We start from the raw sequence: 15,250 nt of genomic DNA on the forward strand, positions 1-15,250 counted from the left end.
ACTGCCGATGAACCGCCGTTCCACACTATTGAAGGCCGCGCTGGCGCTTGCCACCATCGTCGCGACGACCAGCGCTCACGCCGACCTGCTCGACGACGTCAAGGCCGCGAAGAAGATCCGCATCGCCATCGACCTGGGCGTGCCCCCGTACGGCATGACCGACGGACAGATGAAACCCACCGGCTCTGACGTCGAGACCGCGCGCCTGCTCGCCAGGGACCTCGGCGTCGAGCTCGAGATCGTGCAGACCACCGGGGCGAACCGGATCCCGTTCCTGCAGACCGGCAAGGCGGACATCGTGGTCTCGTCCTTGTCGGTGACGCCCGAGCGCGAGAAGGTCATCGACTTCTCGGTGCCGTATGCGCACATCCTCTCCGTGATCGCGGGCCCGAAGCCGGTGGGCATCAAGGGCTTCGAGGATCTGGCGGGCAAGCGGGTGGCCAGCACGCGCGGCACCACGAACGACAAGCTCGCGACCGAAGCTGCCAAGGATGCGCAGATCGTGCGCTTCGACGACGACGCCACGCTGATAACGGCCGTGACGAGCGGCCAGGTGGACATCGTCGCCACCTCGCCGGCGCTGGTCAAGACGATGCGCGAGAACGCGCCGCAGCGCGACATCGAGGTCAAGTTCGTGATGAAGGGATTCCCGCTGGGCATCGGCATGCGCAAGGGCGAGCCCCGGCTGCAGAAGTGGATCAACGATTGGATCCAGGCCAATACCGCCAATGGCCAGCTGACGGCCATCCACAAGAAGTTCCACGGCTGAAGACAGCGTCGTGCTGAGCGTCGTCTGCGTCACGCCGGGCACGTTGAGGGCCGAGGACCGGCCCACACCGATCCCGGCCGAGGGGGAGGTGCTGCTGCGTGTCAGGCGCGTGGGCGTCTGCGGCACCGACCTCCACATCTTCGCCGGGCGCCAGCCCTACCTGGACTACCCGAGGGTGATGGGGCACGAGCTGTCGGGCACCGTCGCCGAGGCGCCGCGCGGCAGCCGGCTGGCCGCGGGCGACGTGGTCTACGTGATGCCCTACCTGTCGTGCGGCCACTGCGTGGCATGCCGTGCGGGACGAACCAACTGCTGCACGCATCTGCAGGTGCTGGGCGTGCACCGTGACGGCGCCTTCACCGAGTACCTGTGCGTGCCCGAGCCCTTCGTGCACCGGGCCGAGGGCGTGACCCTGGACCAGGCGGCCATGGTCGAATTCCTGGCCATCGGCGCGCATGCGGTTCGGCGCGCGCAGGTGAGCGCCGGCCAGCGCGTGCTGGTGGTCGGCGCGGGCCCCATCGGCATGGGCGCGATCATCTTCTCCAGGCTGCGCGGCGCGACGGTGACCGCGCTGGATTCGCGCACCGACCGCCTGGCGTTCTGTGCGCAGCGGCTCGGCACCGCCAGCTGCGTGACGCTGGGCGCCGGAGACACCGAACAGCTCGCGGCGCTGTCGTCGAACGAGTTCTTCGACGTCGTGTTCGACGCCACCGGCCATGCCGCGGCCATGGAGCGCGGCTTCGGCTTCGTGGCGCACGGCGGCACCTATGTGCTGATCTCGGTGGTGCAGTCGGACATCAGGTTCAACGACCCGGAGTTCCACAAGCGCGAAACGACATTGCTCGGCAGCCGCAACGCGACGAGCGAGGACTTCGAGACCGTGCTGCGGGCCATGCGCGAAGGCCTCATCCCGGCCGGACTGGACACCCATCGCATGGCTCTGGCCGACGTGCCCGCTTGCTTCCCCGGCCTGCTGGATCCGGATGCCGGCGTCGTGAAGGCCATCGTCGAATGTTGAAACCGGACTCGCGGCGGTTTGTTGCTCGAGGCACCGCCACGCTTCGCCCTCATGCCTCGAGCAGCAGACGATCCACCTGTAGAGGAGCGCACATGAAGCGGACAATGAGGAACGGCCTGGCGTGCTGGGCCGCAGCGGCAGCAGCGTTGCTGGGCGTGGCGTGGACCTCCGCGGCGCGCGCGGACGACGGTGCCGACGACCGGGCGCTGAGCGCTGCGATCGAACAGGCCGAACGCGGCGCCGCGGCGGGCAAGCGGCCCATCGTCGACACCCACATCCACTTCTGGCAGGTGACGCGGCCCGGCGGCGTGCCCTGGCCGACCCCTGCCGAAGGGCCGATCTTCCGCGACGTGCTGCCGCCCGAGTACACCGCCATCGCGCGGGCCAATGGCATCGTCAAGGCCGGGATCGTCGAAGCCAGCGGCATCGTCGAGGACAACCAGTGGATCCTCGACCTGGTCAGGCACGACAGGTTCTACTCGTTCTTCGTCGGCAACCTCGAGATCGGCGCGCCGACCTTCGCCAAGGATCTCGCGCGCTTCGCACGTGACCATCGGTTCGTGGGAATCCGCGGCTATCTCACCGGTCCGGCCGAAGGCATCACGCTCAGTCCGGCGCAACTGGCCAGCCTGCGCGACCTGGCACGGCGCGGCATGACGCTGGACATCATCAGCCGGGGAACGAAGAACCCGAAGGACCAGGTCATCGCGCTGTGCACCGCGGTGCCCGACCTGCGGATCATCATCGACCACCTCGGCGGCGCCAAGGGTCCCCCGCCGATCGATCCCACCTGGGAGCTGGAGATTCGCCGCCTCGCCGACGTCTGCCCGAACCTGCACATGAAGTTCTCGTCGTACTACGACATGTACGCGCCCGGCGACGTCGTCTTCCCGTCGCCCACGGACCTGGGCGCCTACAAGGCGCACTTCGACGTGCTGATGACCGCATTCGGCCCGGAGCGGCTGGTCTGGGGCAGCAACTGGCCGGTGATCACGCTGCATGGAACCTTCGAGGCGCAGATCGCCATCGCCGAGGAGTACCTCGCGCCGTTCGGCCACAAGGTGCGCGACAAGGTGATGTTCAAGAACGCCCTCGCCTTCTATCGCAGGCACCGGCCGTAGCGCCGGGCACGCCCCGGCCCCTCCCGTTCAGTGCGCAGAGACCGCGGCTCGCAACCGCGGTTGCGCCAGCGCCGGTGGGAGCGTGCGTGCCAGCTCGATGATGGGTTCGATGCGGCGCGCCTTCTTCTGGGCGTGGTTCAGTGCGATGTCCGCGAGGGCGTGGGCCAGGAACGGATTCAGCAGGCGGTCGCGCAGCTCGACGAGGTACGCACGCGCGCCCGCGCCGTCACCCACGGCATCGAACACCGGCAGCACCTCCTCTTCCCAGACGGCCTCGATCGCATCCCGCAAGGCCGGCGTCTGCATCGCCTGCAGTACCGTCATGTCCGCCGGGTGGCGGTCCGTCATCCATTGCTGCGCCAGCATCGTGTGGGCCAGGTTGAGCAGGTACAGCTTGCGCCGCTCGAACGGTGCCAGGTCGTCCGTGAGGACGATGGACGCATGCCGGCACGGCAACTGCAGCCGCGGCTGCATCTCGACGGCCCACAGCGCGTAAGGCTCGGCCACCGCGCCCACCGGATCGAGCGCCTGCGAGACGATGCGGTCGACCAGCGAGTTGGCCCACACCAGGTGCTCACGCATCCAGCCGACGAATGCAGGACCGAGCGACCACTCGCGCGCGAGTAACATGACGATCTCGCGCAGCCGTTCACCATTGCGCGAAACCAGCTCGCAGGGCAGCAGCGTCAACTCGGACCCCGGTTGGGCACGCCAACGGTCGTGCAGCAGCACCAGCAGTTTGGCGGGAAAGGAGATCGCCGCCGAGGCCCGCGCGGCCAGCAGGTGCGGACCGTCGGTCGGATCGAGCAACCAGCCGGCATCGCCGGTGTTGGACACGATCACGCGCACCGGACCCCGCACGCGCTCGCGTACCGCAGGCCACTGCGCGCGGGCATCGAGCGCCTCGTGCACCGAGCGGCAGGTCTCGTGCCGCTCCAGCGGCATGCCGTCGACGAGCCCGCGCACGATCACCTCGTAACCCCGGGCCCGCGCCAGCGCCTGCATGCGTGCCACGCTCGCCGGCTGCCCTGTGGTCTGCACGACGGTGATGCCGCCCAGCGCCTCCCCGCGTTCAGCGGCCTGCGAGACGAGCAGGTCGACATGGGCCTGCAGGAAGCGGCCGGTGCCGAACTGGAGGATGGGCTGTCCCGTGTCATGGCAACCCTCACATCAAGACGATGTCGTACTGCTCCGGATTCATCGACGGCTCCGCACTCAGCGAGATCGGCTTGCCGATGAAGTCGCTCAGGCCCGCCAGGTGCTGGCTCTCCTCGTCGAGCAGCATCTCGACGACCGCCGCGCTGGCGACGACGCGGAACTCCTTCGGGCTGAACTGCCGCGCCTCACGCAGGATCTCACGCAGGATGTCGTAGCAGACGCTGCGCGCGGTCTTGACCTGGCCGCGTGCTTCGCAGGTCGGGCAGGCCTCGCACAGCATATGGGCCAGCGATTCGCGCGTGCGCTTGCGCGTCATCTCGACGAGACCCAGCTGCGTGAAGCCGGAGACGGTGATCTTGGTGCGGTCCTTGCTGAGCTGCTTGCGGAATTCGGCCAGCACCGCCTGCTGGTGCTCCTCGCGCGTCATGTCGATGAAGTCGACGATGATGATGCCGCCCAGGTTGCGCAGCCGCAGCTGCCGCGCGATCGCGCCGGCGGCCTCGAGGTTGGTCTTGAAGATCGTGTCGTCGAAGTTGCGCGCGCCGACGAAGCCGCCGGTGTTGACGTCGACCGTCGTCAGCGCCTCGGTCTGGTCGATGATCAGGTAGCCGCCGGACTTGAGGTCGACGCGCCGGGCCAGCGCGCGCGCGATCTCTTCCTCGATGCCGAAGAGGTCGAAGATCGGCCGCTCGCCCCGGTAGAGCTCGAGCTTGGCCGCCGACGACGGCGTGTAGGCCGCGCCGAAGGCCTGCAGCGCCTCGAACTGCAGCTGCGAATCGATGCGCACCGATTGCGTCGCGTCGTTGGCCAGGTCGCGCAGCACGCGCTCGGCCAGGTTCAGGTCCTGGTGCAGCAGGGTGCCGGGCGGCTGCGACAGCCCCTGCGCCTTGATCGCAGCCCAGGCCTTGCGCAGGTAGGCGATGTCGTCGCCCAGCTCCTCGTCGCTGGCCTCTTCGGCGTTGGTGCGCAGGATGAAGCCGCCGGGCGGCGAGTCGTCGGGCGTCGCGACCAGGCGCTGCATGCGAGCGCGCAGCTGCTCGCGCGCTTCGGCCGAGCCGATCTTCTGCGAGATGCCGATGTGCGTGTCCTGCGGCAGGAAGACCAGCATGCGCCCGGCGATCGAGATCTGCGTCGACAGCCGCGCGCCCTTGGTGCCGATCGGGTCCTTGATGACCTGCACCATCAGCGTCTGGCCCTCGAAGACCTGGCGCTCGATCGGCACCGGCACCGCGATGTCGCCGCGCGGCGCGCCATGGTGGCCGGCACCGTGCAGATCGGCCACGTGAAGGAAGGCCGCGCGCTCGAGGCCGACATCGATGAAGGCGCTCTGCATGCCGGGCAGCACGCGCGCGACCTTGCCGAGGTAGACGTTGCCGACCAGCCCGCGCTCGAGCGCGCGCTCGATGTGCAGCTCCTGCACCGCGCCGTTCTCGATGAGGGCAACGCGGGTTTCCTGCGGGGCCCAGTTGATCAGGATGTCGTGCATGGCGGCGCTTGTGGTCTGCTCTTTTCGCGGCGCCGCGAGATCGGTCTAGAAGCTCACGCGCGCTTGTCTCAGGATCTCGGCCGTCTCGTGGAGGGGCAAACCCATGATACCGGAGTGACTTCCGGCGATGTGCGAGATCCAGCCGGCGAACGGGCCCTGGATCGCGTAGGCGCCGGCCTTGCCGAAGGGCTCGCCGCTGGCCACGTAACGCTCGATCGCAGCGGCCGGCAGCGGCGCGACGTGCACGCGCGAGTCGGACAGCGCGGCCAGCGTGCGGCGGCCGGTCCACAGCGCCACCGCCGTCAGCACGCGGTGGGTGCGGCCCGACAGCGCCTGCAGCATCGCGCGCGCCTCGGCGGCATCGGCCGGCTTGCCGAGGATGCGGCGGCCGAGCGCGACCGTGGTGTCGGCGGCCAGCAGCGGCCGCTCGGGCAAGCCGCGGCGTTTCCAGCGCGCGCGCGCGGCGGCCAGCTTCAGCCCGGTGACACGCTGCACGTAGGGCCCGGGCAGCTCCCCCGGCAGCACCGCCTCGAGCGCCTCGGCATCCTCGCCGTCGTCGGGCAGCAGCAGCTCGTGGCGCACGCCGAGCTGGTCGAGCAGCTGGCGCCGGCGCGGGCTTTGCGAAGCGAGGTAGATCGTGTCATGCATCCGGTGGGCTGGTGGCATGGGGGGCGGCATCGCGGGCGAGCAGTTGGTCGATCTGGTCCAGCGCCGCGCGCAGCGACAGCACGACACGGTCGAGCGCCGTCGCGATCGCCGCCGGCTGGCCGGCGGCCAGCGCCGCATGCAGCTGCTGCGCGTCGGCGGCGAGTCCGCGCGCGCCGATCGTCGCCGCCAGGCCGCGCAGGTCGTGGGCGCGGCGCTTGAGCTCATCGGGCCGGCCTTCGGCCAGCGCCGTGCGCGCGTGCTCGGCAAAGCCGCGCTTGGCCTCGCGGAAGCCGTCGAGCAGCCGGCGGTACAGCGCCTCGTTGGCGATGCAGCGCTCGAAGCCGTCGATGGTGTCGATCGGTGCACCCGGCTGCGGCGGTGGCGGCCAGGTCGGCGCCGGCGGCGCGGCAGGCGGCGGCATGCCGCCGTTGTCGCCGGCGCGCCGGCCGACCCACTGCCCCAGCGTCTGCAGCAGCACCTGCACGTTGATCGGCTTGCTGATGTGCGCGTTCATGCCGCTGGCGAAGGCGCGCTCGCGGTCCTCGGCCAGCGCGCTGGCGGTCATCGCGATCACCGGCAGCGTGCGCCAGCGCGGATCGGCGCGCAGCGCGCGCGTCGCGCTGTAGCCGTCCATCACCGGCATCTGGCAATCCATCAGCACCGCTTCGAACGGCCCCTGGTCGTCGAGCCGATCGAGCGCCTCCTGGCCGTTTTCGGCGACGATCACCTCGAGCCCGGCGCGGCGCAGCAGCTCGCAGGCCAGCTCCTGGTTCAGCGGATGGTCCTCGACCAGCAGCACGCGCGCGCCCTGCAGGTCGGGCGCCGCGTCCGCGGCCCGCTGCGCCGCGCCGTCGATGGCCGCCGGCAGGCGGGCGCCGCGCGTGCGCAGCGGCAGCCGCCGTGCCGTGCCGGGCTGGGCCTGCACCAGGCAATCGAACAGGTTCGACGGCGTCACCGGCTTCTGCAGCACGCCGGCCAGCGACAGCCCGGCGCTGGCGCGCGCCGCGTCGTCGCGGTTGAACGCGGTGACGAGCAGGATGCAGGCGGCCTTGTCCGGATGCAACGCGAGGATCTGGCGCGCGCACTCCACGCCGTCCAGCCCCGGCATCTTCCAGTCGAGCAGGATCCACTGGTAGCGCTGCGGCTCGGCATTCACGCGCTGCAGCGCCTCGGTGCCGCCGGGCACGCGCTCGACCTGCACGCCCAGCCCTTCGAGCATGCGGCCGAGCACCTCACGCGCGGCGTCGTTGTCGTCGGCCACCAGCGCATGGCGGCCGCCGAGCACGGCGATGCGCTGCGCGAGCGGCGCGGCCTCGACGCGGCCGAAGCGGGCGGTGAAATGGAAGGTCGCGCCCTGCCCCGGCTCGCTGTCGACCCAGATGCGCCCGCCCATCTTCTCGACCAGCTGGCGGCAGATCGCCAGGCCGAGGCCGGTGCCGCCGAAGCGCCGCGTCGTCGAGCTGTCGGCCTGCACGAAGGGCTGGAACAGCCGCGCCTGCTCGTCGGCGTCGAGGCCGACGCCGGTGTCGCGCACCCAGCCGTGCAGCAGCACCTGGTCGGCATCGACCCGCTCGAGCGCGATGCCGACGGTGATCTCGCCGCGGTCGGTGAACTTGATCGCATTGCTGCCGAGGTTCACCAGCACCTGGCGCAGCCGCGTCGGGTCGCCGATCAGGCGCCGCGGCAGGTCGGGCGCGGCGCTGTACAGCAGCTCGAGGCCCTTCTCGTCGGCTTTCAGCCCGAGCACGTCGGCCATCTGGTCGATCACCGACTCGAGCTCGAACTCGATCTGCTCGAGCTCGATGTGGCCGGCCTCGATCTTCGAGACGTCGAGGATGTCGTTGAGGATCTGCAGCAGGTTGCGCGCCGCGCCGTGGGCCTTGTCGACGTAGTCGCGCTGGCGCGGTGGCAGGCCGTCCTCGAGCGCCAGGTGCGTCATGCCGATGATCGCGTTCATCGGCGTGCGCAGCTCGTGCGACATGTTGGCGAGGAAGCTCGACTTGGTCTGGCTCGCCGCCTCGGCGGCCTCGCGCGCCTGCTGCATCGCCGCCTCGACCTGCTTGCGCTGCGTGATGTCCTCGATCATCGCGCAGTACTGCGCCTCGCCACCCCAGTCGATCGCGATCACGCTGGCTTCGGCGTCGAAGCAGCGGCCGTCCAGGCTGCAGAAGCGCCACTCGGTGGTCTGCACGCGCTGGCCGCTGCCGCGGTGGCGGCGCATGTCGGCCAGTGCCCTGTCGCGGCTGGGCTGGCCGTCCGGCTGCGCTTCAGGCGACAGCGGCGGGAACCAGATGATGCGGCCGAGCAGCTGCTCGACCTGCTCGGCGCCGAACAGCGCCAGCGCGGCCGGGTTGCAGTGCGTGACGCCGCGGCGGCGATCGAAGAACAGGTAACCGTTGGGCGCGTGCTCGTAGACCGCGGCGAAGCGCGCTTCGGTCTCGCGATGGCTGGAGATGTCGAGCCAGTAGCCGCTGTAGACGACGGTGCCGTCGGATTCGATGATCGGCGTGCTGTGCACGCGGATGCGCCGCGTCGTGCCGGCGCGCGTCAGTCCGAACTCCTGCGGCTGGACCGGCGGGCGCAGATCGGGGCTGCCGGCCAGGCGCCAGGGCAATTCCGGGTCGTGCGTCAGCGCGCCGCCGCTGGTGCCGAGCAGATCCTCGACGCCGTGGCCGACGAAGGCGAAGTGGCCGCGTCCTTCGGGCGGCAGCACGTAGCGGAAGACCGTCAGCGGCAGGGCGCCGGTGAGCTCGAACATCTCGCGCCGCGCCTGCAGCGCCACCTGCAACGCCTGGTAGCGGCGCCAGCCGGCCCACAGCAGCGCGCCGCCGGCCAGCCACAGCACCAGCGCGCCGGCCGCGGTGTTCATCACGATCGACGCCTCGTCGGCCAGCGAGCCGAGCACCCAGACGCGAAACGGCCGGCCCTCGAGGGGTGCGTCGAGCGCGAGGTGGTGCCGGCCGGCGAGCTCGACGCGGGGCATGCGCCGCTCGCCGATGCGCACGATGTCCCAGCCCCAGTTCACGCTCTCGGGCTCCTGCCGATAGCGCGCCGCGCGCGCCGCCGAGGCCTGCGGCTCGGCCGTCGGCAAGCGGCGGAACAGCGACTCGGGCCGGCTGCCGAGGATCAGCACGCCAAGGTCGTCGGCGATGAAGGTCTCGTTGCTGCCGGCATCGCCGAGCAGGCGGTTCAGCCGCTCCGCTTCGAGCTTGATGATCACCGCGCCGATCGGATAACCGTCGTCCTCGACACGGTGCGCGAAGAACAGCCCCGGCACCTGCGTGACGCGGCCGGTGATGAACTGCATCGCCTGGCCGTTTTCGAGCGCGTCGACGAAGTAGCTGCGCTCGCGCAGGCTGATCGTCATCCAGGGCGCGAGCGGTCCGCGCCCGGCGATCGCCACCGCGGCGCTGCGGCCTTCGCCGTCGACCAGTGCGACCACCGGCAGGCCGAAGTCGCGCCGCGGCAGGTCGAGCCAGCGGTTGATCGCCTGCACCGCCGGCCGCGCGAGGTAGGTCTCGATCGCGGCCGGATCGGCGCGCGGCGTGGTGAAGGTGGTGCCGGCCACCGGATTGGTGACCAGGAAGTCACGCACGTGCGGCTGGCGCGCGAGGTACGCCGCCAGCGCGGCGAAGTCCTGCAGCGCGACGCCGAGCACGTTCTTCACCGCGGACAGGCGCGCCTCCGCGCGCGCCAGCGTCTGCTGGCGTTCGGCTTGCACGCGCAGGTTCACCAGCCAGCCGGCGGCGCCGCCGACGACCGCCGTCCACAGCACGGCCAGCACGGCCAGCAGCCGCAGGCGCTGCCGCGAACGAGTGTCGGGGGTCGAGCCTTGCAGGGGCGCCATGTCCGCGGCATCTTGCCACGCGGGCGCGGCAGCGGCGAGGCGCGCGCGTGCAGCGCGAGCCTGCAGCGGCGCTTCACTCGCGGTGGTAGGGGTGGCCGGTGCTGACCGACCAGGCGCGGTACAGGCCCTCGGCCAGCAGCACGCGCACGAAGGCATGCGGCAAGGTCAGGTCGGACAGGCGCAGCGTCTCGTCGGCGCCGGCCTTCAGTGCCGGATCGAGACCGTCCGGCCCGCCGACCAGCAGCGCGACATCGCGGCCGTCCTGCCGCCAGGCCTGCATCCGCTCGGCCAGCTGCAGCGTCGTCAGGCGGCTGCCGCGCTCGTCGAGCACGACGCGGCGCGCGCCTTTGGGGATCGCCGCCTCGAGGCGCTGGGCTTCGGCGGCCATCAGCTGCTCGGCCGTCTTGCCGCCCGAGCGCGGCTCGGCCTTGACCGCCTTCAGCTCCAGCCGCATCTCGGGCGGGAAGCGCTTCGCGAAGTCCTCGTACGCGGTGTCGACCCAGGCCGGCATGCGCTGGCCGACGACCGCCAGCACCAGGCGCATCAGCCGCGCGCGCCGGCCTTGCGTGCGGCGGTCTTCGGCGCTGCCTTGCGCACCCCGGTCTTCGGCGCCGCCTTGCGCGCCGCCGGGCGGGCGGCGGACTTGGGCGGCGCTGCCTTGCGCGCGGGCGCCTTCGCGGGTGCCTTGGCCGGCGCCTTGCCAGCCGTCTTGCCAGCCGTCTTGCCGGGCGCCTTGGCCGACGACCTGGCCGGCGCCTTGCGGGCGGCGGTCTTCGCAGGCGCGGCCTTCGCTGGTGCCGCCTTCTTCGCCGGCGCCTTCCTGGCAGCGGCCTTCTTCGCTGGCGCCTTGCGTGGCGGGATGTCGTCGTCGGCGTCGTCGAAGCCTTCGGAGGCCTTCACCAGCCCCTTGGGTGCGGCCTCGCCGAACTTCATCTTCACCGGCTTGCCGCCCCAGATCTCCTCGAGGCGGTAGTACTCGCGGATCGCCGGCTGCATGATGTGCGCGACCGCGGCGCCGCAGTCGACGATGATCCACTCGCCGTTGTCGCCGCCCTCCATGCCCAGCACCGGCATGCCTTGCGAGCGCACCGCGTCGCGCACGCTCGACGCCAATGCCTTGGTCTGCCGGTTACTGGTGCCCGAGGCGATGATCACGCGCTCGAACAGCGGTGACAGGTGCTCGGTGTTCAGGACCAGGATGTCCTGGGCCTTCACGTCCTCGAGGCCATCGACGATGGCGCGTTGCAGCTTGCGGATGTCCATTCAGCTCCTGGGAGTCGCCTGAAATTGGCGGATAGGGTCGGTCAATATGCCGCGACGGGCGGTCGGCTTCAAGCCAGCCAGTCGCGCGGCACCAGGAAGTGGCTCATCAGCAACGCTTCCGGGCTGCCGGGCTCGGGGCGCCAGTCGTAGCGCCACTTCACGAGCGGCGGCATCGACATCAGGATGCTCTCGGTGCGGCCGCCCGACTGCAGGCCGAACAGCGTGCCGCGGTCGAACACGAGGTTGAATTCGACGTAGCGGCCGCGGCGCCAGGCCTGGAAGTCGCGCTCGCGCTCGCGGTAGGCCATGTTGCGGCGGCGTTCGACGATCGGCACGTAGGCCGGCAGGAAAGCATCGCCGACCGAGCGCAGCATGGCGAAGCTGCGCTCGAAGCCGAGCTCGTTGAAGTCGTCGAAGAAGATGCCGCCGATGCCGCGCGGCTCGTTGCGGTGCTTCAGGAAGAAGTAGTCGTCGCACCACTTCTTGAAGCGCGGATGCAGCTCGTCGCCGAAGGGCGCGAGAGCATCGCGGCAGGCGCGGTGGAAGTGGCGCGCGTCGCCGTCGAAGCCGTAGCAGGGTGTCAGGTCCATGCCGCCGCCGAACCAGACCACCGGCTCGCCGCCGGCGGGCAGCGCGGCGAACATGCGCACGTTCATGTGCACCGTCGGCACGTAGGGGTTGCGCGGGTGGAAGACCAGCGAGACGCCCAGCGCCTCGAAAGCCGCGCCGGCGAGCTCGGGCCGGTGCTGCGTTGCCGACGGCGGCAGCGTCGTGCCCTTGACGTGGCTGAAGTTGCAGCCACCGCGCTCGAGCAGCGCACCGTCCTCGATGACCTGGGTCTTGCCGTCACCCGTCAGCGGTCCGCCTGGGGGCCGGGTCCAGGCGTCGACCAGGAACGCGCGGCCGTCGAGCGCCTGCATCGCCTCGACGATGCGTTGCTGCAGCCCCAGCAGGTACGCGCGGACCGCGCCGATGTCCATCGAGGTCGATCAGCGCTTGAGCGCGCGGTGGCCGATGTCGCGCCGGTACTGCGCGCCGTCGATCTGGATGCCGCGCAGCGCTTCGTAGGCGCGCTGCTGCGCGAGCTTGGCCGAATCGCCGAGGGCGGTGACGCAGAGCACGCGGCCGCCGCTCACGCGCAGCGTGCCGTCGTCCTGCGTCGTGCCGGCGTGGAAGACCATCGCGTCCTCGGCATCTTCCGGCAGGCCGCTGATCGCGTCGCCCTTGCGCGGCGCCTGCGGATAACCGGCGGCCGCGATCACGACGCCGAGCGCGAAGCGGCGGTCCCACTGCAGTTCGACTTCGGCCAGCTTGCCGTCGGTCGCCTGCAGCAGCACTTCGGCCAGGTCGCTCTTCAGGCGCATCAGGATCGGCTGCGTCTCCGGGTCGCCGAGGCGGGTGTTGAACTCGATCGTCTTCGGATGGCCGTTGGCGTCGATCATCAGCCCGGCATAGAGGAAGCCGCTGAACGGCGTGCCGTCCTTGGCCATGCCGGCCACCGTCGGCCCGATGATCTCGTGCATCACGCGGGCATGCACATTGGGCGTTACCACCGCGGCCGGCGAATAGGCGCCCATGCCGCCGGTGTTCGGGCCTTCGTCGCCGTCGAGCAGGCGCTTGTGGTCCTGGCTCGAGGCCAGCGGCAGCACGTCGTTGCCGTCGACCAGCACGATGAAGCTGGCTTCCTCGCCCTCGAGGAATTCCTCGATGACGACACGCGCGCCGCCGGCGTTGTGCTGCACGCCGAGGGTGTTGTCGACGAGGATGAAATCGATCGCCTGGTGCGCCTCCTCGAGCGTCATCGCGACGACGACGCCCTTGCCCGCCGCCAGGCCGTCGGCCTTGATGACGATCGGCGCGCCGACCTTGTCGACATGCGCATGCGCCTCGGCGGCATCGCTGAAGGTGGCGTACAGCGCGGTCGGGATGCCGTGGCGCTGCATGAAGTCCTTCGCGAAGGCCTTCGAGCTCTCGAGCTGTGCCGCGGCCTTGGTCGGCCCGAAGATGCGCAGTCCGCGGGCGCGGAAGACGTCGACGACGCCTTCGGCCAGCGGCGCCTCGGGGCCGACGACGGTCAGCCCGACCTTCTCGCTCTCGGCGAAATCGGCCAGCGCTGCCGGATCGCTGATCGGCACGTTGGCCAAGTGCGCATGGCGCGCCGTGCCGCCATTGCCGGGCGCGACGTAGACGCGCTGCACGCGCGGGCTCTGCGCCAGCTTCCAGGCCAGCGCGTGTTCGCGGCCGCCGCCGCCGATGACCAATACTTTCATTCGGCGAGCTCGGCGTTGTGGAACACGTCCTGCACGTCGTCGAGGTCCTCGATGACGTCGAGCAGCTTCTGCATGCGCTGCGCATCCTCGCCGGCCAGCTCGATGCTGTTCTCGGCGCGCATCGTCACTTCGGCGATCTCGGCCTTCAGCCCGGCGGCTTCGAGCGCGTTCTTCACCGCCTCGAACTCCGTCGGCGGCGTCAGCACCTCGATCGCGCCGTCATCGCCGGCGATGACGTCCTCGGCGCCGGCGTCGAGCGCCACTTCCATCACCTTGTCTTCACTGGTGCCGGGGGCGAACACCAGTTGCCCGCAATGCTTGAACTGGAACGCGACCGAGCCTTCGGTGCCGAGGTTGCCGCCGTACTTGCTGAAGGCATGGCGCACCTCGGCCACGGTGCGCACGCGGTTGTCGGTCATGCAGTCGACGATGATCGCCGCGCCGCCGATGCCGTAGCCCTCGTAGCGGATCTCCTCGTAGCTGACGCCTTCGAGGTTGCCGGTGGCCTTGTCGATGTTGCGCTTGACCGTGTCGGCCGGCATGTTCACGGCCTTGGCCTTGTCGACCGCCAGCCGCAGGCGCGGGTTGGCGCTGATGTCGCCGCCGCCCTGGCGTGCGGCGACCATGATTTCACGGATCACTCGGGTCCAGACCTTGCCGCGCTTTTCGTCCTGGCGGCCTTTGCGATGCTGGATGTTGGCCCATTTGGAATGTCCGGCCATGTCGGTCCTGGGTTCACTATGCAACCGGGCATTCTAACGGGCGGGGCGTCTGCATCCGCCCCTCAAGCGTGGTGACGGACGTGCCCGGCCAGCGCCTGCAGCATCGCATCGAGCGCCTGCTGCACGCGCGCGAAGTCTTCGTGCGGCTGCAGCGTCCTGCGATCCATGTAGCAGGACTTCTTGACCTCGATCTGCAGCGCGCGCCGCCCTTCGGCCGGCCGGCCCGAGCGGCGGATGATCTCGACGCCCTTGAACGGATCGTTGCGCACGACGCCGAAGCCGTGGTCGCGCAACACCGTCTCGATGAGCAGCATCGTCGGCTCGTCGGCCGTCGTGCCGTCGAGATCGCCCAGCACGAAGTCGGCCAGCGGTTTCTCGGGCAGGCCGAGCGTCTTGTAGGCGTCGTCGCCCATCGAGTGCACGTTCAGGTGCCACAGCGCACCGAAGCGCCGGTGGGTGTCGTCGAGCAGCGACCGCAGCGCATCGTGATACGGCTGCCAGCACTGGTGAATGCGCCGCTGCACCTCGGCGACCGTCAGCGGCCGGCCGTAGATCGGCCGCTGCTTCATCAGCCGGAAGACGAGCCCGAAGCCGAGCCGGGTCTTCGGCGACGGAATCACCTCGCCCGGCCACGGCGCATCGAGCAGCAGCTCGTCGATCTCGGTGAGGGCGCGGTTCGGGTCGATGTACAGGCGCGGGAAGCGCGCCGCCAGCAGCGTCGCGCCGTGCTGCGGCGCATGGGCATAGAGCCGGTCGACGAAGCAGTCCTCGGCGTCGCGCCGCGCCGTCTCGTCGAGCAGGCTGTCGAAATCGGCCGGCCACTCGGTGCCGCTGTGCGGCGAGTCGAGCACGATCGGCAGCTCGCTGCCGGCGGCGGGGCGCAGCAGCTGGTAGGCGGGATGCGGGTCCATCGGCCGATGATGCCAGCGGCGGACCCACTAGACTGCT

At 70.5% G+C, this 15,250-nt stretch carries 13 protein-coding genes; 3 read left to right on the top strand and 10 right to left on the bottom strand.

Annotated features, from left to right (window positions below):
- The first annotated feature begins 169 nt into the window (after window positions 1-169).
- The 3 genes from HLB44_RS17630 (at window position 170) to HLB44_RS17640 (ending at window position 2,908) form a co-directional block, all read left to right on the top strand.
- Window positions 170-769, top strand: coding sequence for a transporter substrate-binding domain-containing protein (locus HLB44_RS17630; RefSeq protein ID WP_343051365.1), 600 nt, complete (start codon window positions 170-172; stop codon window positions 767-769).
- Between the two features lie 10 nt (window positions 770-779).
- Window positions 780-1,787 carry an alcohol dehydrogenase catalytic domain-containing protein gene (locus tag HLB44_RS17635; RefSeq protein ID WP_173124889.1) on the top strand — a complete coding sequence of 336 codons (1,008 nt, stop codon included), beginning with the start codon at window positions 780-782 and terminating at the stop codon, window positions 1,785-1,787.
- 92 nt (window positions 1,788-1,879) lie between these two features.
- Window positions 1,880-2,908 (top strand): amidohydrolase family protein, encoded by a 1,029-nt coding sequence (locus HLB44_RS17640; protein ID WP_173124891.1) that lies wholly within the window; start codon window positions 1,880-1,882, stop codon window positions 2,906-2,908.
- Window positions 2,909-2,935: 27 nt separating this feature from the next.
- Here HLB44_RS17640 and HLB44_RS17645 read toward each other — a convergent pair whose 3' ends face one another.
- From HLB44_RS17645 to HLB44_RS17690, 10 genes are all read right to left on the bottom strand, one after another.
- Complete coding sequence (locus HLB44_RS17645) at window positions 2,936-4,048, bottom strand: mannitol dehydrogenase family protein (RefSeq protein WP_173125574.1); 1,113 nt, start codon at window positions 4,046-4,048, stop codon at window positions 2,936-2,938.
- Between the two features lie 25 nt (window positions 4,049-4,073).
- On the bottom strand, window positions 4,074-5,552 hold the full coding sequence (gene rng, locus HLB44_RS17650; RefSeq protein ID WP_173124893.1) for a ribonuclease G: 1,479 nt from the start codon (window positions 5,550-5,552) through the stop codon (window positions 4,074-4,076).
- A 45-nt stretch (window positions 5,553-5,597) separates the two neighbouring features.
- Window positions 5,598-6,200: a Maf family protein gene (locus HLB44_RS17655; protein WP_173124895.1), complete on the bottom strand. Its 603-nt coding sequence runs from the start codon at window positions 6,198-6,200 to the stop codon at window positions 5,598-5,600.
- Complete coding sequence (locus HLB44_RS17660; protein ID WP_173124897.1) at window positions 6,193-10,047, bottom strand: response regulator; 3,855 nt, start codon at window positions 10,045-10,047, stop codon at window positions 6,193-6,195. The genes HLB44_RS17655 and HLB44_RS17660 overlap by 8 nt, the downstream gene beginning before the upstream one ends.
- Before the next feature lie 73 nt (window positions 10,048-10,120).
- On the bottom strand, window positions 10,121-10,591 hold the full coding sequence (gene rlmH, locus HLB44_RS17665) for a 23S rRNA (pseudouridine(1915)-N(3))-methyltransferase RlmH (RefSeq protein WP_173124899.1): 471 nt from the start codon (window positions 10,589-10,591) through the stop codon (window positions 10,121-10,123).
- Window positions 10,591-11,310 carry a ribosome silencing factor gene (gene rsfS, locus HLB44_RS17670; RefSeq protein ID WP_173124906.1) on the bottom strand — a complete coding sequence of 240 codons (720 nt, stop codon included), beginning with the start codon at window positions 11,308-11,310 and terminating at the stop codon, window positions 10,591-10,593. Before rsfS ends, rlmH begins: the two co-directional genes overlap by 1 nt.
- A gap of 68 nt (window positions 11,311-11,378) precedes the next feature.
- A complete protein-coding gene (gene hemF, locus HLB44_RS17675; protein ID WP_173124908.1) occupies window positions 11,379-12,290 on the bottom strand; it encodes an oxygen-dependent coproporphyrinogen oxidase in 912 nt (303 codons plus the stop codon).
- Between the two features lie 9 nt (window positions 12,291-12,299).
- Window positions 12,300-13,580, bottom strand: a complete 1,281-nt coding sequence (gene purD / locus HLB44_RS17680; RefSeq protein ID WP_173124910.1) for a phosphoribosylamine--glycine ligase — start codon at window positions 13,578-13,580, stop codon at window positions 12,300-12,302.
- Window positions 13,577-14,302: a YebC/PmpR family DNA-binding transcriptional regulator gene (locus HLB44_RS17685; protein ID WP_173124912.1), complete on the bottom strand. Its 726-nt coding sequence runs from the start codon at window positions 14,300-14,302 to the stop codon at window positions 13,577-13,579. The genes purD and HLB44_RS17685 overlap by 4 nt, the downstream gene beginning before the upstream one ends.
- Window positions 14,303-14,364: 62 nt before the next feature.
- Entirely contained in the window at window positions 14,365-15,213 is an 849-nt protein-coding gene (locus HLB44_RS17690; RefSeq protein WP_173124914.1) for an N-formylglutamate amidohydrolase, read from the bottom strand.
- Window positions 15,214-15,250: the final 37 nt, after the last annotated feature.

The organism is Pseudaquabacterium terrae (assembly GCF_013266755.1).
GTDB classification, from domain to species: domain Bacteria; phylum Pseudomonadota; class Gammaproteobacteria; order Burkholderiales; family Burkholderiaceae_C; genus Pseudaquabacterium; species Pseudaquabacterium terrae.

Bases quoted from the DNA above. Each gene is read 5' to 3' on its own strand.
- HLB44_RS17630 (WP_343051365.1), top strand. From the start codon at position 170: ATGAAACCCACCGGCTCTGACGTCGAGACCGCGCGCCTGCTCGCCAGG.
- HLB44_RS17640 (WP_173124891.1), top strand. From the start codon at position 1,880: ATGAAGCGGACAATGAGGAACGGCCTGGCGTGCTGGGCCGCAGCGGCA.
- rng (WP_173124893.1), bottom strand. From the start codon at position 5,552: ATGCACGACATCCTGATCAACTGGGCCCCGCAGGAAACCCGCGTTGCC.
- HLB44_RS17655 (WP_173124895.1), bottom strand. From the start codon at position 6,200: ATGCATGACACGATCTACCTCGCTTCGCAAAGCCCGCGCCGGCGCCAG.
- HLB44_RS17660 (WP_173124897.1), bottom strand. From the start codon at position 10,047: ATGGCGCCCCTGCAAGGCTCGACCCCCGACACTCGTTCGCGGCAGCGC.
- rlmH (WP_173124899.1), bottom strand. From the start codon at position 10,591: ATGCGCCTGGTGCTGGCGGTCGTCGGCCAGCGCATGCCGGCCTGGGTC.
- rsfS (WP_173124906.1), bottom strand. From the start codon at position 11,310: ATGGACATCCGCAAGCTGCAACGCGCCATCGTCGATGGCCTCGAGGAC.
- hemF (WP_173124908.1), bottom strand. From the start codon at position 12,290: ATGGACATCGGCGCGGTCCGCGCGTACCTGCTGGGGCTGCAGCAACGC.
- purD (WP_173124910.1), bottom strand. From the start codon at position 13,580: ATGAAAGTATTGGTCATCGGCGGCGGCGGCCGCGAACACGCGCTGGCC.
- HLB44_RS17685 (WP_173124912.1), bottom strand. From the start codon at position 14,302: ATGGCCGGACATTCCAAATGGGCCAACATCCAGCATCGCAAAGGCCGC.
- HLB44_RS17690 (WP_173124914.1), bottom strand. From the start codon at position 15,213: ATGGACCCGCATCCCGCCTACCAGCTGCTGCGCCCCGCCGCCGGCAGC.